19 protein-coding genes are annotated in these 19,983 nt (G+C 38.7%); 15 read left to right on the top strand and 4 right to left on the bottom strand.

The features are described 5' to 3' along the window. Positions 1-10: 10 nt before the first annotated feature. Both BW942_RS10965 and corA read right to left on the bottom strand, forming a co-directional pair. Entirely contained in the window at positions 11-1,465 is a 1,455-nt protein-coding gene (locus tag BW942_RS10965) for a hypothetical protein (protein WP_001218027.1), read from the bottom strand. 1,177 nt (positions 1,466-2,642) lie between these two features. Continuing rightward, on the bottom strand, positions 2,643-3,662 hold the full coding sequence (gene corA, locus BW942_RS10960; RefSeq protein WP_000821728.1) for a magnesium/cobalt transporter CorA: 1,020 nt from the start codon (positions 3,660-3,662) through the stop codon (positions 2,643-2,645). 981 nt (positions 3,663-4,643) lie between these two features. On the opposite strand from corA, the gene BW942_RS10955 reads away from it, so the two are divergent. After that, positions 4,644-6,716, top strand: a complete 2,073-nt coding sequence (locus BW942_RS10955; protein ID WP_001136139.1) for a hypothetical protein — start codon at positions 4,644-4,646, stop codon at positions 6,714-6,716. A gap of 871 nt (positions 6,717-7,587) precedes the next feature. Here the strand turns inward: BW942_RS10955 and BW942_RS10945 are convergent. Together BW942_RS10945 and BW942_RS10940 are read right to left on the bottom strand one after the other, a co-directional pair. Beyond that, complete coding sequence (locus BW942_RS10945; protein ID WP_001040162.1) at positions 7,588-8,139, bottom strand: TetR/AcrR family transcriptional regulator; 552 nt, start codon at positions 8,137-8,139, stop codon at positions 7,588-7,590. Between the two features lie 2 nt (positions 8,140-8,141). Next, the gene (locus BW942_RS10940) at positions 8,142-8,945 is read right to left on the bottom strand and encodes an aldolase/citrate lyase family protein (RefSeq protein ID WP_001977544.1); all 804 of its coding nucleotides are present in this window, start codon (positions 8,943-8,945) and stop codon (positions 8,142-8,144) included. An 86-nt stretch (positions 8,946-9,031) separates the two neighbouring features. Here BW942_RS10940 and lepB point away from each other — a divergent pair, with 86 nt between their 5' ends. The 14 genes from lepB to BW942_RS10870 all read left to right on the top strand — a co-directional run. Beyond that, the gene (gene lepB, locus BW942_RS10935) at positions 9,032-10,033 is read left to right on the top strand and encodes a signal peptidase I (RefSeq protein WP_000764509.1); all 1,002 of its coding nucleotides are present in this window, start codon (positions 9,032-9,034) and stop codon (positions 10,031-10,033) included. A gap of 5 nt (positions 10,034-10,038) precedes the next feature. Continuing rightward, complete coding sequence (locus BW942_RS10930; protein WP_001982265.1) at positions 10,039-10,302, top strand: AtpZ/AtpI family protein; 264 nt, start codon at positions 10,039-10,041, stop codon at positions 10,300-10,302. Positions 10,303-10,583: 281 nt separating this feature from the next. Next, complete coding sequence (locus BW942_RS10925) at positions 10,584-11,177, top strand: TPR end-of-group domain-containing protein (protein ID WP_001193644.1); 594 nt, start codon at positions 10,584-10,586, stop codon at positions 11,175-11,177. 229 nt (positions 11,178-11,406) lie between these two features. Then, a complete protein-coding gene (locus BW942_RS10920; RefSeq protein ID WP_000118559.1) occupies positions 11,407-11,736 on the top strand; it encodes a hypothetical protein in 330 nt (109 codons plus the stop codon). A 101-nt stretch (positions 11,737-11,837) separates the two neighbouring features. After that, positions 11,838-12,890, top strand: coding sequence for a F0F1 ATP synthase subunit A (gene atpB, locus BW942_RS10915; protein ID WP_000281179.1), 1,053 nt, complete (start codon positions 11,838-11,840; stop codon positions 12,888-12,890). Positions 12,891-12,925: 35 nt separating this feature from the next. After that, positions 12,926-13,225: an ATP synthase F0 subunit C gene (locus BW942_RS10910; RefSeq protein ID WP_000394249.1), complete on the top strand. Its 300-nt coding sequence runs from the start codon at positions 12,926-12,928 to the stop codon at positions 13,223-13,225. Between the two features lie 3 nt (positions 13,226-13,228). Further along, positions 13,229-13,750, top strand: coding sequence for a F0F1 ATP synthase subunit B (locus BW942_RS10905; RefSeq protein ID WP_000243426.1), 522 nt, complete (start codon positions 13,229-13,231; stop codon positions 13,748-13,750). A gap of 4 nt (positions 13,751-13,754) precedes the next feature. After that, positions 13,755-14,315, top strand: coding sequence for an ATP synthase F1 subunit delta (atpH, locus tag BW942_RS10900; RefSeq protein WP_000999999.1), 561 nt, complete (start codon positions 13,755-13,757; stop codon positions 14,313-14,315). Beyond that, complete coding sequence (gene atpA, locus BW942_RS10895; RefSeq protein ID WP_000695329.1) at positions 14,305-15,816, top strand: F0F1 ATP synthase subunit alpha; 1,512 nt, start codon at positions 14,305-14,307, stop codon at positions 15,814-15,816. Before atpH ends, atpA begins: the two co-directional genes overlap by 11 nt. 14 nt (positions 15,817-15,830) lie before the next feature. After that, complete coding sequence (gene atpG, locus BW942_RS10890; protein WP_000235141.1) at positions 15,831-16,691, top strand: ATP synthase F1 subunit gamma; 861 nt, start codon at positions 15,831-15,833, stop codon at positions 16,689-16,691. Positions 16,692-16,708: 17 nt separating this feature from the next. After that, the gene (atpD, locus tag BW942_RS10885; protein ID WP_001032431.1) at positions 16,709-18,112 is read left to right on the top strand and encodes a F0F1 ATP synthase subunit beta; all 1,404 of its coding nucleotides are present in this window, start codon (positions 16,709-16,711) and stop codon (positions 18,110-18,112) included. A gap of 5 nt (positions 18,113-18,117) precedes the next feature. Then, positions 18,118-18,501: an ATP synthase F1 subunit epsilon gene (gene atpC, locus BW942_RS10880; protein ID WP_001275641.1), complete on the top strand. Its 384-nt coding sequence runs from the start codon at positions 18,118-18,120 to the stop codon at positions 18,499-18,501. An 82-nt stretch (positions 18,502-18,583) separates the two neighbouring features. After that, the gene (locus tag BW942_RS10875) at positions 18,584-18,865 is read left to right on the top strand and encodes an SLBB domain-containing protein (RefSeq protein ID WP_002070052.1); all 282 of its coding nucleotides are present in this window, start codon (positions 18,584-18,586) and stop codon (positions 18,863-18,865) included. Between the two features lie 12 nt (positions 18,866-18,877). Continuing rightward, on the top strand, positions 18,878-19,983 hold a 1,106-nt coding region (locus BW942_RS10870), incomplete at its 3' end, for a hypothetical protein (protein ID WP_000796742.1).

The following is a 19,983-nucleotide window of genomic DNA, read 5'->3' as shown; positions in this document are numbered from 1 at the left end:
ATCTCCTAATTTAGAATTCTATTGTAGTTCTTAAAAGTATTTGTTTATCCAAAACCGAATAAGAAACAATTCCTAAGTTTCCTGACTCTTTCCATTGAGAAAGATATTCTTTTTCAGTTCTTTCATTCCCGAGTGGATCGATATAAGCGCGTTGGGATATTCCGTTCAAATCATAATTTTTATTTTCGATATAGCCGATTGCCATTCTAAATCTGGGATTTACAATCCATTCGAAAAACACACTGATCCTTCTAAATGAACTTTTACTGGAATATCCACCTGCTCTGGTTTCTGGGAGAATATTCCGAATTTGTAATGTAGCATCTACATTTGGAATTCCTAAACCAGGTAGAAATTCTTTTTGTACCGTGTCGGTGACACCCATAATTCCGTTGTTTCCTGTGCCTTGTTCTATTCTCCCCAGAAGATGAAATTTTTCGATGCCTATGGATAACCAAATGTATAACGCCTTTCCGAAACCGTCTTTTCCGAAAGCAATCGGAGGTGCAAACGGCTGAAGTCTATCTCGGATTTCTCCGCTGTTTTGTTTTTTGAGAATTCCGCCCAAACCTAGATTCCAAGTCAAAAAACCATTCCAAATCAAATTGGATTCTGAACCAAAAGTGTCGGACTGTAAACTTTGAATTTGTCTATATAATGAAGTAGCCGGATTTAGATCGTTTGGAAGACAGTTTGTTTTCCCTTCGAAACATTCGTTTCCTCCAAAGCCGAAAGCGTTTTCTTTTCTATAAAATAAATGAAGCCCCGTTTTGGTTTTTTCGCCTAACATAGGTTCAATGGAAAATCTGGAGGAAACGTCCATTCCGGAAGAATTTGTGTTTTGGGTTTCTCTATAACCTTCTCCGTTACTGATCATAATTTGTGCGCTGAAAATGGACCATTTTCCGGTCGCATTCAATCCTATGTCGGCGGGTTGAGGTGCAAAACCAAGAGATTCTAAAGGACCTTTGTCAATATATCTCCATCTCCAATAGTTACTCCACTGAGTGTATGTATGAGGTAATTCTTGAATTCCGAAACCGATAGAATAATTGCCATAGGAAGAAGTTTCCCAATTCTTTTTAATACTGGCTCTACGAACGTTTAGAATATAAGGATTTTGTTTTGTTCCAGAGTCAGTTCGTGTATCCGATGTTAGTTGGTTGTTTCTGATAAGTTCCCCCCAGAGTTCTGCTTGGATTCCGGTTTCTTCAAACGTTTTAGAAATCATAAGAATGGTCCAAGGAGTGGAAAACCCTGTCTTATCATTTGGAGCCGAGTTGGAAATACCAGATGCGCCGTCTCTAATTCTGGCTCCGTAGGAAGGGGAAATGACCGCTTTTACATCCAGTCCGTAGTAAGCATCCGGTTCGTCTTTTTTTGAGGATACGATTTGTTCCGAATATGCCGTTCGGGCCAGGAATAAGGACAACAATAGAATTATATAAATTTGAAATATTCTCATGTTTCCCTCGAACAATTAAATAACGTAAATTCTACGTAAGAAGCTTGGGTCAATCCGGACCACTCTTTCAGCTTCGATCACAAATTGAGGGAACAAAATTTTTTCCTGAATTCAATTTGTTATAGAACACGATCTGTCAAACGCCTGTAAAGCGACGGCTTTAGTTGGAAAGAGCGTTCTGTGCCTCAATCGTTTTCGCATTGATCATATCGAACTTTCACTAATTTAGCAGAAAAAAACGAATTGAGTCAATTTATTATACGATTGGATCCATTTTCTTTCTTCATAAAAAATGAATATAGTCAATTTTTTTTGTAATATTTACTTTAGGAAATTTTTATAAAATTCAAAGTTTTTCTATGTTTGAGCGATTACTTTTCACTTCAAACGAGGTTTTGGGATAAAACTCATAGTGCTTAATTTTATAGAGATCAGTAAAATTGATTTTACAAAAACTTTCTTTAAAGAAGGCGATTTAAATTATTCGCCTCAATTTATGAAAGTTTGGAAAACTATACAGAACTATATAATAAAATATCTAATATTTTGTTTTAGGATCTTGGACATATAAAAATAACGTGAATTCGGTGTAACACGAAATAGATCTGTGCGAGGAAACTCAGCAGAACGTTCTTTATGATCGGTTCTATAATAAATTGAAACTAAATGAGATTTTGATATAATGTTTCCTGTATACAATTTATTAACTGTAATTAAAGGAACGGACTCGCTTTTATTTTCTTATTTTGAATTTACAGGATTGATATGTAAACTATTCGGATTGAGTATTTTAAATTTTTATTACAAAGCTCTATTTAAGCGTAAAATACTGGAGCTTTATTGTATGGTTTCGAGTATTATGGAGACTGGGTAGTTTTATTATGAATTTTTTTGTGAATATACATAAATAAAATTTAATATTCTGTAAAATGAATTCTGTATTACTATATAAAGGTGGTTGTTATTATAATTTTTGAAAAAACTATAATGGAGATTGGCGAAACTACTTTAATTGTACATTTTAATATAACGGAAATAGATGGAGAATTAATTTTTTTAGAAACTCTAATATATTTCGTTTCATAGAATAACTCGTAGAAAAGGTTTTACTGAGTCTTAGAAATAACATTGAATTTTTTTTGCGAATTTATACTATATTAAAAAAAATAAATATGTTTTAATCTTTAAACCAATGTTTTTTTCGAAACCAGTAAATCATGCCTATAGGAATGATGGATGCAAATAAGATCGTAAGGTATAAAAATGAATTACTGTCGTATGGAATTGCGGTAAAATTCATTCCAAAAAAACCGGTTAGGAATGTAAGAGGCATAAAAATCAAACTGATAAGAGTAAGCCGTTTAACAATATCGTTGGTTCTCTGAGAAATTACTGAAAAATAAGCGTCCATCGTATTACCGAGTAGATCTCTGTCCATATCGATCGTTTCGTAAAGTCGATTTAGATGATCATATACGTCTCGAAAATAAATTTGAATTTTAGGAGTTAGAAAATTGTGATCTCTTCGAATTAGACTGTTTACAATTTCTCTTTGAGGAGAAAGTACCCTTCTAATTCGAGTCAGGTTTCGTTTGAGAAATAGAATCCCTGCTATGGTTTGATTGCTATCTTGATTTACTAAAATTTGAGATTCGATTCGTACGATTTCTTCGCTCATTTTGTCTAGGATTGGGAAATTTGAATCTACCGTTTGATCAAATAACATATAAAGAATCTGATCCGTTCCTCTGGATAAAGGGTTTCCCTGTGTCATACAACGTTCTCTGAGTTGTTCGATCAGAGGTTCCTCCTTTTGGTGAACTGTAACTACGAATTTTTCGTTGAAAAAGATGTGGATCTCGCTATTTCTTAGGATTTTTTTATCTGTGTCATAATGGAATCGATGTAGAACAATAAAAAGATAAGAATCGTATTCGTCTAACTTAGGTCTTTGATTTTTATTGATACAATCTTCAATTGCGAGCGGATGAAAATTACATTCTCTGGCTAAAAAATCTATATCTTCACTTTCCGTAGAATCTAAATCGATCCAGATTAATCCCTTATTGCAAAGCCATTCTAATTCTGGAACTTCGGTGGGTTTGTTTTCTATCTTTTGGAGAATTTGGCAAGGATGGGCCACTGATTTTTCTTGGCTTCCTTCGGGAAAGTATTCAGTCAATAAAATTCGTTTCAACTGTAGTTTCTCCGACAGTTGAAACTATTTTAGAAAGAATGGATGGCAAGAAATAATCGTGGAAAAGTTTTTTATCATACTGTCTATTTTTGAGAAAATTAAAAAAAGACATTGTATTTTAATTGGCTGTACTTCCGACCAAGCCAGTCTTTGCAGATTTTTAGATACATAGATAACATAGTCTGTAGAAAAAATGAGAAAGAATTTTCTAAAAGTAATAGTTCCCACGTTTTTAAGGATTAACTCTAAAGTCCGTGATTTGTAATAGTTCCTACATTTATGTGAGTTTGGCGTAAAAAGAATCGATTTTATAAAAGTGAATTTAGGGAAAAGATAAAATTAAATTTGGAAGTTCTATAGAATTTGGAGAATTTACTGATCCCTATAAAAATAGCACTCATGAATAGGAACTAAAAAAAATAGTTTTGTGAAAAATGAAAAGAATCCAAAGAGATTTAGAGAAAAGAAGACAGAAAAGAATTTGCTTACTTGAGAAAGGGCTACACATAAGTGAGATTAGCAAAATCGTTTCAATTGTTGATTTCAATACAACAGAGAGAGATGAAAAACTAATTTTCAACAAATCTAATGTATTGGCGCGATCTATATGAGAAGAAATAGATAGAGGAGTTAAATAAAACGAAATGGCCGATCGTCTAAGTTAAAGTTCTAACAAAAGAAAGAATTAAAAAGAATCATATTAAAATGTTTAGTAAGTTATAATAAATTTAGTTTTCGTTGTTGTATTAGCTCATAGGTTTCTCCTAAGTTTAAATAATTTGTCGTAAAATCATTTTTACTTTCAGAAAAAATCGGGATCGCTGACTTTCCCTCACCGTTAGGTGAATACCATCATTACATAGCTTGATCTTAGTGAAATTCATGAAAATAAAACGATTCATTTATCCGACAACGATCTCACTATTTTTGTTAATCTCGTGTAGATTACGGAGCCAAACTATAGAACAATCATGGGTGCAGATGCCACAACCTCCTTCTCAACAATTGCTGTGGACAGCGCCCGACACGAAACTTCCGAAAAAACTTACAAACGTGATCCCCGTGCTTTTTGAACAGGGTTTGGCGGATCCTCGAGGTCTCGAATACCGTTCTATTGTAGTACGAGTCGGAAGTGTCTGGGGAAGTTCGCACACGATTCAGACCCGAGGTTGGGTAATTGACTCCTTTTATGCAATCGGTTGGAACGGTCTGGTCTATCCCGTAATTTCCATTGGAGAAAAACAAAACTTACAGTCAGACATACTTTCTATCGTTTCGAAAGATAAAAAAGAACGCGCCGAATACGAAAAAAAATATCCCGGAGAAACAATAAACCGATCCAGATATTCATATTCCGCGTTCCCTGAAGATCGGGCTTTGTCGGAAAAAAGTTTATTACCCTTAAAGGTTGCGCTTTTATTACGACTTCATGAAGTAGAGTTAGCCGAAACACTTTGGAAAAGTTTGGATCTATTCGACACGGACGAAAACGAAACTTCTTTCAAAGATCCCTATTTATTGCTGATACAAGATTTAGTCTGGGCGCATTTTGATCGCGCTGTCTGCGCTCATATGAGAGGAGATACGAGTATCGCGTTTACAAGTGCGAGTATTTTGTCTAAACTTCAGAAAACAGTGGACTTAGAAGCGAAGAAGCGTGGTTTTCAAGAGAGTATAACACCCATTCATGATGTATTGGCTTCTCTTCCTGAACTTCTCTCTGACGAAGAACGTCGCTTAAAGACACCGCGAAACAAAGACGTTTCTACGTTGTTAAACGAATTGTCCGATAATCCGATTGTAAAAACGAAAGTGCTCATCGAACTTCTAGACGAAATCTCTGCTCGACAATCTGGTCAACCGGGTGGGGTTTATTTGGGAGAGGATCCGATCCTGAAAGAATTGATCCGGGTGGGAGAACCCGCTGTGGAACTTTTATTGACCTGCTTGGAAAAGGATAGTCGACTTACTCGTTCTGTAAGTTTCCATAGGGATTTTTTCCGCACTCGACGTTTCATTCCAGTGAGCGAAGCCGCCTATATTGCACTCCGCGAAATTTTACAAATTCATAATTTTGGGAAAGAAGACGATTGGAAAGGGCGCGGGGTCGAAGGACAAGCGGAGATAGCGGCAAAAATCAGAGCCTACTGGAATCAATATAAAGGTATGCCGTACTCCGAACGTTTGTACAAAATCTTAGCGGACGATCAGGCAGGGGGAGAAAGTTGGCTGGAGGCTGCAAACTCAATCGTTCAAACGGCTGGAAAATCTCTCCGTGGTAAAAATTCTCCGAGTGTTTCCACTCTAATGCGTAAAAGAGTGAAGGATTTGTTCGCCGCGGAAGAGTTCGGTAGTTCTGGTTCCTGCGATATGGTTCTAATTCTTGCGGATTGGGACCTCCAAGCCGCGTTACCTCTTTTGCGTGAACAGTATCAAATTATGAAATCTTCCGGATATACAAGTTTTTATATCGTCGAAATCACAAAAAAACGAATCCAAGCAAAAGACTTGAGCGCGCTTCCTGAGTATGCTCTTTGGTTAGATAAAGTCAATCCGAAAGAACTACGTTCTTCTATAGAAAAGCCGATCGCTTTACTCTGGGAAAATCCAACACATCCGTCTATGATCGAAGCCGGGCGCAAGATTTTTTTGCAAAATTCTTCTTGGAGGTCATACTTAGAAAGGGATGGAATTATAGAAGACCTTATAGAAGTAGAACTTTCAAAAAAGGCCCCCCTTCTTTTTGCTCCGTTTCGAGAATATTTGCTGCAAAAGCTATCCGATAAAAAAGATTTTGGTACGGTAACATTAAAAAAGGACGGAGAACTTGAAATCCTAACAGATACGAGAAGTATCGGTACCCGTTTCGACACAAACGATCCACTTGCTCCTGCGGAAGGAACTCGGTTTAAATTTCGAGTGTGCGATTATTATGCATGGTATTTTGTACGGGAAGTAAAAGGTTGGACTCAATTCATGTTGTATTGGCCCGAGGTTACTCGAGACCAAACGATTGAAAAGATCAAAACGAAACTAAAAACCTTATATAAATAAAACGATCGGAGCGAAAGTTCGTTTCCAGAATAGGAGCGAGTTGCGTGTAAGATTGAAGTTCTCCGAATCTACAATTGAATGTTATCACTACATAGGAAAGAGTCTTCACAACGCTTCGCTGTCTTTTGTGTGAAACGCTCTCTATCATAACCAACCCCACAAATATTTGATCTCAATATAAATCTGTCGTAATTCTGACAGGATGCGATTCAAAATTCTATTTTACAAAAGTAGAATTTTCTGTTAGAGGGGGATCTCCCGAAATTTTTCCCACCACCCAAAACGGGGGTGGGGGCTCACAAGTTTTACAAAGGATTGTCGTAGATACGACAAGATGTGATTCGAAATTTTACTTTAAAAAAGTAGAATTTACTAATTGTCCATTCGTGAAGAACAAAATTTAAAATTCTCTTTTTTGACTCCGCTTAATTAAGAGTGTTATACTAATCTAATGTGAGTTCGGCATAAGGATGTTTTATAGAAACCTGAATTTTCCATAAAAAATGAATGTTTAAAAATTTATTATGTAACTTAATTTGTGGGAACTCTCACAAAACTATATTTTACGGTAAAACTTTGAAATGTAGGAACTACCACAATTGATAAAATAAAAGTTTATAACAATTGAATCTGTCGTATTGAAGCGTGGAACTACCAAAAAACTTAGGTTTTTCTGTAAAATGATGTGGAAACTACTACAAATCACGATTTTACGGACAAATTCGAAAATTGTAGGAACTTATACTTTTAGAAATTTTTTCAACCACCAAATTCACGTTAGTCTATAGAACGCTCTATTTCCCAACTTCGTTGGGAGCCACTCACGACGCTCCGCTGTTCGTTTGCTAATTCGCTCCCTATGGGTCGCGAATTATGTATTTTTCAAAGTGAAGAGTAAGTAGTTGCGGAAATCATCGAGTGAAAACTCTTTCTTATTTGTGAGATAATTGATCATATAACCGATTGTAGTCGAAGCAAGGTTTTTGATTTCAAATTCGGAATAATTCGGTTTAACGGAACGGATTGTTTTTTTAGAAGTTTCAAAAAAAATCATATTCACAAGATGAATATTTCTACGTTTTAATCTGTGAATTTTAGGCTGAAGCATCAGATTCCAATAAAGACGAAGATAATCTTCGTTTTCCTTAACAAGAGAGATTAGGCTTTCTGAAACGTTAACGATTAAATCTTCACGGCGTGGATTTGTAACTATTTCGTCAGGGATATAACGTTTAAGAATTTTATCATGTGATTCTATAATTCCTTCTAAGATCGCCTCTTTAGAATCAAAGTAACGATATGCAAGCCCGAGGGAAATACCCGCTTTAGAAGCAACCTGCCTCATCGTGGTTCCATGATAGCCTTGTTCGGAGAAAAGTTTGAGAGAGGTTTTTAAAATTAGATCTCGAGTGTCTTTTGCCATTCTTATCGGATCGAGTAAAGTACCTTTCTAGCTCCAATTCTTTCTCGGTTGGTTTCTATTCTGTTTTTGTAAGAGAACGCTTTTTCAGGTTTTAAAACCGAGAAAAGATCGTAGAGTTCAATCTCAAAAAATAACATTGCTTCGGCAACTTCTTCAGGATTTTTATACAGAGCCTCTTGAGTGTTTACAACTACGTGTCTAGAGTTGATAAGATCTGGGCCTATCGTTTCGGCAATTTTTCTGAAATTGGATTTAGTGATCGTTCCGCCAACGGAAGTTTTTTTTCCTCTTTCTCTGGAAAGATATACAATATTTTTAGTAACTCTCATCACTTCTTCATCGTCCGGAATCAACCCCATAGAAGCCGAAAGATCGGAGCGAGCGGCGGTAACTTGATTCAAATCATCAAAAGGACGTGAATCTGCGATTTCCATCAGGTTCTTATAACCGGTGATCGTTTCGAGATTGATAGATTTAGAAATTTTTCCATAACTTACGGGAGTGAGCATACTCTTTAAAGTCTGAATAAAATTTTTGAGAGCATAGGAAGATTCGATCATAGGAGCGCATATGCCTTCGATTTCCTCTTTGACAAGCATACGAATATCCGTTCTTGCTTCCGGGCCACCAATTTTTACGGTAACAGGAACTAGATCCTTAGCCGCTAGATGTAGAATTCGGATTTCATCCGCGTCCATGTCTTCGGTTTCGGTTCCACCTTTCAGCCCGCAGATAGGGTATTGATCTACGAGAGAAACTAAGGTTCTTCTGAGTTCTATAAGTTTACGGTCTATCTGTTCTTTCACAATCAAAGTATCGGTGATTTTTGAAAAACCGATAGAATTTTTAACGCAGGATTGACAGGGGAGAGAAGATTCTTTTTGCTTTCCCTATGAAGTTAGAATCCGAGGTCAAAACAAAAGAGTCTTCTGCTGGGCAGGAATCTCCCATTAGTTCTACATTTTCCTTTATTCTGATCGTGATCCTGGTATTTGCTTTTAAATCCTCGGTTTTAGACGCGAATAATATACCGTCTGGATCTATGATCCCCACCTTAAAAATTGGGGATTTTCTATTCGTAAATAAGATGAGATATTCGATTCGAATGCCATTTACAGAGTCGGAATTGATACGAATCGACGATCCTCAACGAGGAGATATAGTCACTTTTGCGCCACCATTTCGTGCCTTAAGTCTTGGAGACAGTCGGGATGGATTTTTTGCAAAACGTTACGTGAAACGAGTAGTGGGTCTTCCGGGTGATACGATTCGGATCACTTCTAAATTTCTATCCACAAAAAAAGGAGACGTGAATTATTCCGTCATCGAATACAAAGAAAAAGGATCTGATAGATTTCAAGGTTACGATCCTGTGGAAACAGAAGAGGGGAATGTATTGGGAGATTTGGACAATCTCTATGCTCCTACAAGATCACTATTTTTAGAAAAAAAACCTGGTTTTGAACACTACGTCTTAGAAGGTTATGAAGAAGATCGCAAACGACTCGATGGATATGAATGTAATTTTTCGATCGGATGTGAAATTCCTGAAAATCAATATATGGTCGTAGGAGACAACCGAGACGATTCTCACGATTCCAGAACTTGGGGATTTGTTAAAAGAGAAGATATACTCGGAAAGGCTTTAGTGATTTATTTTTCCATCAATTGGAAAGATAACGTCTGCGAATATAAGAATGGAAAGGAACTATCTGAAAAAGGACCTGAATTTGCGGAACGTTATCAGGGGGAAGAACTTGTAAAACATTGTCATCCTTCCGAAATCGGTTTGGTAAGAGAAGAAAGTAAACTTGGCTGGGTGGAACGTACTCTTCGTTATCGAATTTGGAGAATGGAAGTTCGTTGGAATCGTATCGGAAAGATTTTACGTTAGTCGCCATGTCTGAAGAAAATGACGAAGGTAAAAAAAACGATACTTCTGATTTTCAGAAAGAAACTAAACCAAAACAGAAAGAAATTTCACCTTGGGAGTTTGCAGGTTTAGGAATTGAGTTTGCGGCGATTGTGGTCGGTTCTGTTTATTTAGGAAATTATCTAGATACAAAATTCCATTCATCACCGTTCGGTTTGCTCGGGGCTTGTTTGCTTGGGTTTTCCTACGGAATTTACTATATCATTTATAGAACCACTTTGAAAAAGTGATCGCTTCGATGTCGCGTGCAAACGTTGTGGGATCATCGCATTTAAGAAGAAACTAAATGGTAAAAAGTCGTCGATAGATCTGAAATCTTTGGGTTTTTGCGAGTTTGTATTTTATATTTACCCCTGTTTTCATTGCCCGTTGGTCCATATTCTTTCTTCGATTATTTGGTTGGAGGAGAAATCGCAAATGGATAAGGAAGCGGCCCAAGTTGTCTCAATCAAAAGGTTACTATTTCAAAAAGCTATTGGATTTGAAATGTTGCGGTTTTATTTGGATGAGAATGCAAACTAAATCGATCTTAAATCGGAAACATACTTTTTTGATACGTGTCGTTTTGACTGTTATCCTCTTGGTCTTTTCGGGAAATTGTTCTTATTCTGAAAGTCTACGGGAGAGCTTACGGAATTATTTTCTTGTTAAGGCTGCGTTACAATTCAATGAACACATCTCCAATAATGAATGGTCTGAGGCGGCTTCGATTGCTCATTTATATTCTTTTACGATCCCGATTCTTGGAATTGGGAATGCTCCATTGACAGGGTTTAAAAGTGGGAATACATATTCTTCCGCAAGAGAATTTTTTGCCGCAGATATCATTGCGTATACCGGGATCACAAAGGATTTTGGACTTTTGTTTCTCGGGAATCAAATGATTCCGAACGATGTCACTGATCCCAGGTTGTATTTTAATCTTGCCTGTCTCTATGCGATTCAGAGAGATAAAAAAGAAATGCTCCACAATGTTGCGATCGCCCTTCGTCTAAGACAATCTCCTAAGGATTTCCTAACGGATTCAGATTTTGACGGATTTAAAAAGGACCCAGATTTTATTCGGATTGTTACTGGACGATCTGCTGCGCCGTTTTCTAAATAAAATGTAGGAACTACCACAACGTCTATGTTTTGCAGTTGGTTTTTGAAAATGGTTGAGCTCATACAAACTCCCAATTACGAGAAATTCGGAATCTGGCTTTATCTGTGGGAACTCTTACAAATGGAAGAATCAAACTGAAATATAGGATCTCAAACAATTTCAAAACGAAAAACACTTCTCATTCTTTCTTTCTTGAATTCCAATCGCAGCAAATCGAAATAAGAATCCGATGAGTTGGAAGAAGTATCTATTAGGACTTGCGGTTTTGGTTCTCGTTCTGGCTACGGTTTACGAAACCTTTACTCCCGAAAGGAAATTTCTTTCCGGAAGTATTATCGCCTTAAGTTTACTCGTTCCTTTTTATCTCCTAAAGATTCTTACGATCGTTAAACTTCCCGAAAAAGGTGTGGGAATTCAGATTGGCATAATGGCACTATCATTCTTTTGCAACGGAATTGCCCTTTGGGCTGCAGTTTCACAGAACGATAGTTCTGATTTTATAATTGGTTTTTTGATTGCCCATTTCAGCCACTTTCTAATAGTTGTATTCGCGAGTTGAACCACCGGAATCGCATAAAATACAAAAAAGAAACCGGAAAACATCCGCCAATTCTGTGATAGTGGCCGTAATTAAAATACGATCCTTTGTTGATTCGAAAAATGTATTTAAACCAGATTTCTTTTATGACGAAAAGATTTATCTTCTCTGTATTATTAGTTCTATTATTGCCATTCCAAATATTTGCATCAGGGGAATCAGCTCACGAGGCCTTTGATCTAAACGAAGTGATTGTACATCACCTGATGGACAACGCGGAATTTCCGTTTAACATAGGAGGCGTGAAGGTTTTCGAAGGGGAATCCAATTTTGATTCTTCTAAAGAAACGATCTTTACCGACCACGAAACCGGAAAACGGTTTCACTTTGTGGGCGGTTTTGATATGCACATCACAAAACGGGTTACGATGATGTGGATTGTCGCCTTACTTCTTTTTCTTATCTTTATTCCTGCGGCTAAAATTATCGCAAGAAATCCGCTTCAAGTTCAGTCTCGTTTTGCAAACACCGTAGAAGTATTTGTAAACTTTTTACGCAAGGACATCGTAGACGAAAGTATGCATGGTCACGGCCACGGATACTATCATTATATTCTAACCTTATTTTTCTTTATCTTATTTTGTAACTTAATGGGACTGGTTCCATCTGTAGGAGAGTTGATCGCAGTAGCAGGAGATGCAACTGGAATGGTGCACTTAGATCATCATAACCCACCTTGGATCGCTAAGGTTTGGAGTGGGATCACTGTGACTGGAGATATTTCTGTGACAATGACTCTGGCACTTCTTACTATGTTTCTAATATACGCTGCGGGTTTTATTTATCAAGGACCTAAGTTCATCTGGCATTCCGTTCCTAACGGAGTTCCTTTACTTTTGTATATCATCATGTGGCCTTTGGAGTTTATCGTTTCTCCGATGGCAAAAACTTTTGCGCTGACTGTTCGACTTTTAGCCAATATGACAGCAGGGCACGTAATCATACTTGCATTGATGGGATTTATCTTTCAATTTCAATCTTGGGGAATCGTTCCTGTTTCGGTGATTGGCTCCGGGTTGATCTACGTTTTGGAAATCTTTGTAGCTTTCTTACAAGCGTATATTTTCGTATTGCTTACCTCTTTATTCGTAGGATTAAGCATGCATAGGCACTGATTAGAATATTGAATCAACAAGGAGTCAATGGAACCATGGAATTTGGATTAGGATATATTGGTGTAGGAATCGCTGCGGGAGTTGCCATCCTAGGAGCAGCTCTCGGAATCGGAAGAATCGGCGGATCCGCGACGGAAGGAATTTCAAGACAACCCGAAGCAGGTGGTAAAATTCAAACTGCTATGATCATCGCGGCTGCATTGATTGAAGGAGCGGCTTTGTTTGCTCTTGTAATCGCTTTCCAAGCTGCGGGAACTCTGAACGAAGGATTAAAAGCTACCGTTGCTCACCAGACGAAAGCTTCTGCAGTCGTAACTGAAGAAAAAGGGAAGTAAACCTTGGTACTCTTAGCTGCTAAGGGATTAAGTCTTCTGGATGTGAACCCGGGTCTGGTAGTCTGGACTCTGGTTACCTTTCTAGTCGTAGTCTTAGTTCTTAAAAAGTTTGCCTGGGATGTGATTCTGAAAGCCCTAGATGAAAGAGCAGAAACCGTTCAGAACGACATTAAAAAGGCTTCAGAACTCCGTTTAGAAGCGGAAGCTCTCTTAAAGGATTACGAAGCTAGGTTAAACTCTGCAAAGGACGAGGCAAATGCAATTGTTGCGGAAGCCAAGTCTGACGCACTAAAACTGAAGAATAAACTTCTCGAAGAAACTAACGGGGAAGTAAAGGCTCAGAAAGATCAGGCAGTGAAAGAGATAGAACTCGCTAAGGCGAAGGCGTTGGGACAACTACAGGCTCAAATCGTAGAAATGACGATCACTGTTGCTGCCAAGGTTCTGGAAAAACAACTTAAAAGCGAAGACTACAAAGCTTTTATTGAAACAGAATTAGATAAACTGGGAAAACTGAGCGCATAAACCAATGAACGATTCCGGCGTTTCCAAAACATACGCTTCCGCACTTTTAGGAGCAACAAACGTTCCCGAAGAAGTGGAACAAGAGTTAGGTGATTTAGCTCAGCTACTTTTCAAAGATGAAAAGGTAAAAAACTTTTTTCTTTCTCCTACTGTATCTAACGAAGAGAAAGAGAAGGTTTTGATAAAAAATCTTCGAGGAAAAATTTCGGATATAACCCTAAACTTTTTAGGGGTACTTTTGAATCGAGGAAGAATCATTCATCTTCCCGAAATTCAAAAACAATTTACCGTAGAGCTGGATAAGAAAAAAGGAAGGGTGCGCGCTCAAGTAAGAAGTTATCCTTCTTTAGAACCTGCTCAAGCGGCTAAACTCGGATCCATCCTTTCCGAAAAATTCAAATCGGAATTCATTTTGGAAGTTTCAGAAGATAAATCTCTTCTGGGCGGATTCGTTGTACAATTCAATGACTTAAAAATCGAAAAGTCAATCGCTTCCCAGCTGGGGGAAATCAAGAAGTCCATGCTGGAAAAGAAATTACCGGTTGGAGCCATCTATGAAAATTAAAACAGACGAAATTACGTCCGTTCTCAAGCAGGAAATTTTAAATTATAAAAAAGATCTGGGCGTGGAAGAAGTCGGAACGGTCCTCGAGATCGGAGACGGAATCGCTCGTGTATTTGGACTTAAAAACGTGATGTCCGGGGAGATGGTGGAATTCCAAAACGGAATCTTTGGTCAGGCATTCAACCTCGAAGACAACTCCGTAGGTGTGGTAGTTTATGGAAACTACCTGGATATTCAGGAAGGATTTTCCGTTAAAAGAACAAATCGAATTCTTGAAGTGCCCGTAGGTCCTGAACTTCTCGGTCGCGTAGTGAATCCGTTAGGTGAACCCATCGACGGAAAAGGTCCGATCAACGCAAAACTTACCAGACCTGTGGAATCCCCCGCTCCTGGAATTGCTATGAGACAACCCGTAGGTGAGCCGATGCAAACCGGAATCAAAGCAATCGACGCAATGATCCCGATAGGACGCGGACAAAGAGAGTTAATTATCGGAGATCGTGGAACCGGTAAAACTTCTATTGCACTGGATACTATTCTCAACCAAAAAGGAACGGGTGTTATCTGCGTCTATGTAGCGATCGGTCAAAAGGCTTCTACAGTGGCTTCTACGGTAGAGATGCTTCGTAACAAAGGTGCTCTTGAATATACGATCGTAGTTTCCGCTACCGCCGCGGACCCGGCTCCTCTGCAATACATTGCTCCTTATTCCGGATGTAGTATGGCAGAATATTTTATGTATAACGAAAAGAAAGCGACTCTTGTAGTTTACGATGACCTTTCTAAACAAGCGGTTGCATATCGTCAGATGTCTCTTCTGCTTCGTCGCCCTCCTGGTCGGGAAGCATATCCTGGAGACGTATTTTATCTTCACTCCAGACTTCTTGAAAGAGCAGCTAAACTGGATGACAAATATGGTGCGGGTTCTTTGACCGCGCTTCCGATCATCGAGACTCAAGAAGGTGAGGTTTCGGCTTATATTCCAACGAACGTGATTTCGATCACGGACGGACAGATTTATCTTCAGTCTAACTTGTTTGCATCTGGGAATCGTCCTGCGGTAGATGTGGGAATTTCGGTTTCTCGAGTAGGATCCGCTGCACAGATCAAAGCGATGAAACAAGTCGCCGGTAAGATGAAATTAGAACTCGCACAGTTCCGTGACCTCGAAGCATTTGCTCAACTCGGAACCGAATTGGATCCTGCTACACAGGCGCAGTTGGATCGTGGAAATAGAATTGTTCAGATGCTCAAACAGCCAGTTTCTTCTCCTTATCCGGTCGAAGAACAAGTAGTGGAAATTTTTGCGGTAACTCGCGGATTTATGGATAAGATTCCAGTAGCAAAAGTTCAAGAATACGGAAAATATCTTTTGAATACGATCAAGGAACAATATTCCGAAGTTCTGGATTCGATCCGCAAAGAAAAGAAAATCTCCGACGAAGAAAAACTTGGAGAAGTTCTTTCTAAGGTCGCGGAAGAATTTTTAAGAAAGCACTGAGATAGAGGTTCGCTTTGGCAACTCCCAGAGAAATCAAAAAAAGAATCAACTCGGTAAAGAATACTAGAAAGATCACTCGTACGATGGAAATGGTTTCTACGGCCAAATCCAAAAAGATCAGCGATCGGGTAAACGCTTCTCATCCTTTTTCCAATAAGATTAAGGAACTCGTTTCTTCTTTGGCCTCTCTTGGCGGAGTAGTACACAGTCCTTATTTGAGAAGACCCGAAAAAATTAAAACTGTGGCTCTTTTGATCATTACCGCGAATCGAGGGCTTTGTGGTGGGTATAATTCTAACGTAAACCGCATGGCTAAGGCGAAGATCCAAGAATGGAAAAAGTCGGGAGTCAACGTTCGTCTTTTTATCGTTGGTAAAAAGGGGATTTCTTTTTTCAAATTCGCGGGAGAGAAGGCAGAAAAAACCTACACTCATTTAGATGATAAATCTGGATATAGGGAAGCGGAAGAGTTCGCCAATCTGTTTTTGGAATTGTTTGCCAAAGAGGAAGTAGATGTCGTAGAAATTGCGTCAACCGTATATTATTCCTCTGCTTCTCAAAAACCGGAAGTTACGAGAGTCCTTCCTTTGGAACCAGCCGGAGAAGGAAGTGTAAGCGACATGATGGTTTACGAACCGAGTCCGGAAAAGGTTCTCGAATCCCTACTGCCTCTGGTCGTAAAAACGGCCTTTTTAAAAGCGATTTTAGAAGCGAATTGTTCGGAGCAGATCGCAAGAAGAATCGCAATGAAGTCTGCGACCGACGCGGCTTCTGAAATGATCAAACTGCTCACCCGCGGATATAACCGCGTTAGACAGGCAAAAATCACTCAAGAAATTTCTGAGATTGTTGCCGGAGCGGATTCACTGAACTAAGTATTGGAGCGACTTGGATGAATAAAGGTAAAATCAAGCAGATCATCGGTTCCGTTTTGGATATCGAATTTGAAAACGGAGAACTTCCAGAAATTTATAACGCATTGGAAATCGAAACGAACGTTTCCGGAAAAAAGGAAACGATTATCGCCGAGGTTCAAACCCATATCGGAGGAAAAGCGGTGCGTGCGATTGCACTTTCTTCTACAGATGGTTTGATCCGAGGACAAGAAGTTTCCAATACAGGAAAACCGATCAGTGTTCCTGTAGGAGACGCAACACTCGGAAGAATTTTTAACGTTCTAGGTAAAACCATCGACGAAGGTCCCGCGATTACCGTAAAGGAAACCCGTCCGATTCACAGAGCCGCTCCTTCTTTCGACGAGCTCACTTCTAAAACCGAAGTATTTGAAACCGGAATTAAGGTGATCGATCTTCTCGCTCCTTATATCAAGGGTGGAAAGACAGGACTCTTCGGAGGTGCTGGAGTAGGTAAGACAGTTCTCATTCAGGAACTCATCAACAATATCGCAAAACAACACGGTGGATTTTCCGTGTTTGCTGGAGTAGGAGAAAGAACCCGCGAAGGAAACGATCTCTGGAGAGAGATGAAGGAATCTGGAGTAATTGATAAAACAGTTCTTTGTTACGGTCAGATGAACGAACCTCCTGGTGCTCGTTTAAGAGTTGCGTTATCCGCTCTTACAATGGCGGAACATTTTCGTGATTCTATTGGAACCGACGTTCTTCTTTTCGTAGATAATATATTTCGTTTTTCGCAAGCTGGTTCGGAAGTTTCTGCGCTTCTCGGAAGAATGCCTTCTGCTGTGGGTTACCAACCTACACTTTCTACCGAAATGGGTGCGCTTCAAGAAAGAATTACATCTACTAAAAAAGGATCAATCACTTCTGTTCAGGCGATTTACGTTCCTGCGGACGACTTGACCGACCCGGCTCCTGCAAACGCGTTTGCTCACTTGGACGCAACCACGGTTCTTTCTCGTGCTATTTCCGATAAAGGAATTTATCCTGCAGTGGATCCTCTGGATTCTACTTCCAGAGTAATGAATGCTCAGGTTCTGGGAGAAGAACACTATTTAGTCGCTCGGGAAGTTCAGAGAATTCTGCAAAGATATAAAGACTTACAAGATATTATTGCCATTTTGGGAATGGATGAACTTTCTGAAGACGATAAAGTGCTCGTAGCTAGAGCGCGAAAAATAGAAAAATTCCTTTCTCAACCTTTTCATGTGGCGGAAGTTTTTACAGGAGCTCCTGGAAAATACGTAAAACTTGCGGATACGGTTCGTTCTTTTAAAGAAGTGATTTCTGGAAACTATGATCACCTTCCAGAACAAGCTTTTTATATGGTTGGTTCTATAGACGATGCCATCGAAAAAGCAAAAGGTTACAAAGGATAACGCGAATGTCCGCGAATAAACTCAAAGTGTCCGTGATTTCCCCTGAAAAGATTCTCTATAAAGGGGAAGTGGATTCTCTGATCGTTCCAGGCAGCGAAGGATTTTTTGGAATCCTTCCGAATCACGCTCCTTTGGTTGCCACTTTGGGAATTGGTATTTTAGAAATTCGAAAAGGAGAAAAGTTAAAAGTATTGTCCGTAGAAGGAGGATTTGTCGAAATAAAAGATAATTCTATTAGCATTCTTACGGATCACGGTGCTCTCAAAGAAGATATCGATTTAGAAGTCGAAAAAAAGAATTTAGCAGAAGCGGAAAAACTTCCTCCATCCGATTCTAAAAATCTTTTCCTCCAAAAAACAAAAACTCGAATTTTAGTCGCATCCCGCTAACTTTTAGGGGTGTGAATTTCCGAAAATAGTAGCAAGGATTTCCTTCTCTCCGAATACAATGGAGATCTGGGAACAATTATTTATGAAAACTACGATTCGTGTTTTCGCAGGAATAGTTTTATTTTTAAGCGTAGGTTTTCTCTTACGAAAAAACCGAGAACAGATACGAAGTATATTCCAGTCTGAAGCTATTGCCGCGTCAATTCACGGAAATGTTGTTCATCCTGGAGTTTATCGTCTTCATAAAGGAGATACTTTGGATGATTTGGTTCGTTTGGCGGGAGGTTTAAAAAAACCTTCTACGCTGGAACTGGACCTCGATCGGGAAATTTTGGACGGACAGACGATCGAATTGAAAGAATGATGTTATAGGAATATGGCGGAAGATTACGAAATGGTCAAGGACGACAATTCACACGAGGAAGGTCGCAATGTCGGTATGGACGAATTACAATTCGATGATATCGACTCTATACTTTCTTCCGAACCTGAAAATCTGAATATAAACCCGGATCCTTTGGAAAGTCTTGTAGCTAGCTCGGGGGAAGATTATCCTTCCAGTTTTGAAAACGATTTTGTATTTCATCCTGAAGAAACGACTGGTTCCGCAAATTTTAATATAGAAGATACTTTGGATTTAGAATTAACAGATCCTCTTGTAGACGCAGAAATAGATAAATTATTAGATATAAACGACATTACCAGTATATCAGAAATTTCTAATTTAGAATCTGATGATTCCTTTTTTATTCCCGGAGACTCTGCACCTGATGATGGAATCGATTTTTCTGAATTGGATAATTCTTTAACTGAGGAACCAGACGCTTTCAGTTTTGGAGAGGAATCGGAAGATTTAGAAGGGTTTGAATTGTCAGATCAAAATGAAGAATTTTCTCAGGAAGATGATTTTTTAGGTGATGAAGAAGGTCCAATCGCATTATCCAAAACTGAACTAGGAGAAATTGCTCCTGCTGTTGAAGACGATCTTCCTGATTTTATCTCTACTTCTGTAGATTCTGAAATTGAGGAAGAAAATATAGCGGAATCTATGTTAGGCGGAACTTCTGTAGAAGCAGATGTTTTACCAGATACCTTATTAGATGAATTGGAAGAAGACGCTCCGATTGCACTTTCTGGAGATGAACTGGATAACATACTCAATGCGTCTACAGCAGATGACTCGGATGATGATTTACCTGATTTTATCACTCACGTAGAAAACGAAGATTTTTCTCTTCCGGTTGAACAGGATTCGAGTTTATTGTCTTCGGATACAATTTCTAATTCTTCTTTGTTTGAGGATTTTGAAGAAGAGGAAAAGATTTCTCTTCCAGAGCACGAATTGGAAGAAATTGAAAATCCAGTTTTGTCAGAGGAAGATTCTTTATCTTTTGAAGATTTTGAACTTCCTACAAATGATTTGGAAACATCTGAAATTTCTTTAGAAGATGAAGAAGCAAATGAACCGATTGCACTTTCTGA

This window comes from Leptospira interrogans (assembly GCF_900156205.1).
Classification (GTDB): Bacteria; Spirochaetota; Leptospiria; order Leptospirales; family Leptospiraceae; genus Leptospira; species Leptospira interrogans.
The sequence above is the reverse complement of the archived record's forward strand: the minus strand, read 5'-3'. Positions and strand labels throughout refer to the sequence as shown.

Coding starts and splice junctions, on each gene's coding strand:
- BW942_RS10965 (WP_001218027.1), bottom strand. CDS start 1,465: ATGAGAATATTTCAAATTTATATAATTCTATTGTTGTCCTTATTCCTG.
- BW942_RS10955 (WP_001136139.1), top strand. CDS start 4,644: ATGCCACAACCTCCTTCTCAACAATTGCTGTGGACAGCGCCCGACACG.
- BW942_RS10945 (WP_001040162.1), bottom strand. CDS start 8,139: ATGGCAAAAGACACTCGAGATCTAATTTTAAAAACCTCTCTCAAACTT.
- lepB (WP_000764509.1), top strand. CDS start 9,032: ATGAAGTTAGAATCCGAGGTCAAAACAAAAGAGTCTTCTGCTGGGCAG.
- BW942_RS10930 (WP_001982265.1), top strand. CDS start 10,039: ATGTCTGAAGAAAATGACGAAGGTAAAAAAAACGATACTTCTGATTTT.
- BW942_RS10925 (WP_001193644.1), top strand. CDS start 10,584: ATGCAAACTAAATCGATCTTAAATCGGAAACATACTTTTTTGATACGT.
- BW942_RS10920 (WP_000118559.1), top strand. CDS start 11,407: ATGAGTTGGAAGAAGTATCTATTAGGACTTGCGGTTTTGGTTCTCGTT.
- atpB (WP_000281179.1), top strand. CDS start 11,838: ATGTATTTAAACCAGATTTCTTTTATGACGAAAAGATTTATCTTCTCT.
- BW942_RS10910 (WP_000394249.1), top strand. CDS start 12,926: ATGGAATTTGGATTAGGATATATTGGTGTAGGAATCGCTGCGGGAGTT.
- atpH (WP_000999999.1), top strand. CDS start 13,755: ATGAACGATTCCGGCGTTTCCAAAACATACGCTTCCGCACTTTTAGGA.
- atpA (WP_000695329.1), top strand. CDS start 14,305: ATGAAAATTAAAACAGACGAAATTACGTCCGTTCTCAAGCAGGAAATT.
- atpD (WP_001032431.1), top strand. CDS start 16,709: ATGAATAAAGGTAAAATCAAGCAGATCATCGGTTCCGTTTTGGATATC.
- atpC (WP_001275641.1), top strand. CDS start 18,118: ATGTCCGCGAATAAACTCAAAGTGTCCGTGATTTCCCCTGAAAAGATT.
- BW942_RS10875 (WP_002070052.1), top strand. CDS start 18,584: ATGAAAACTACGATTCGTGTTTTCGCAGGAATAGTTTTATTTTTAAGC.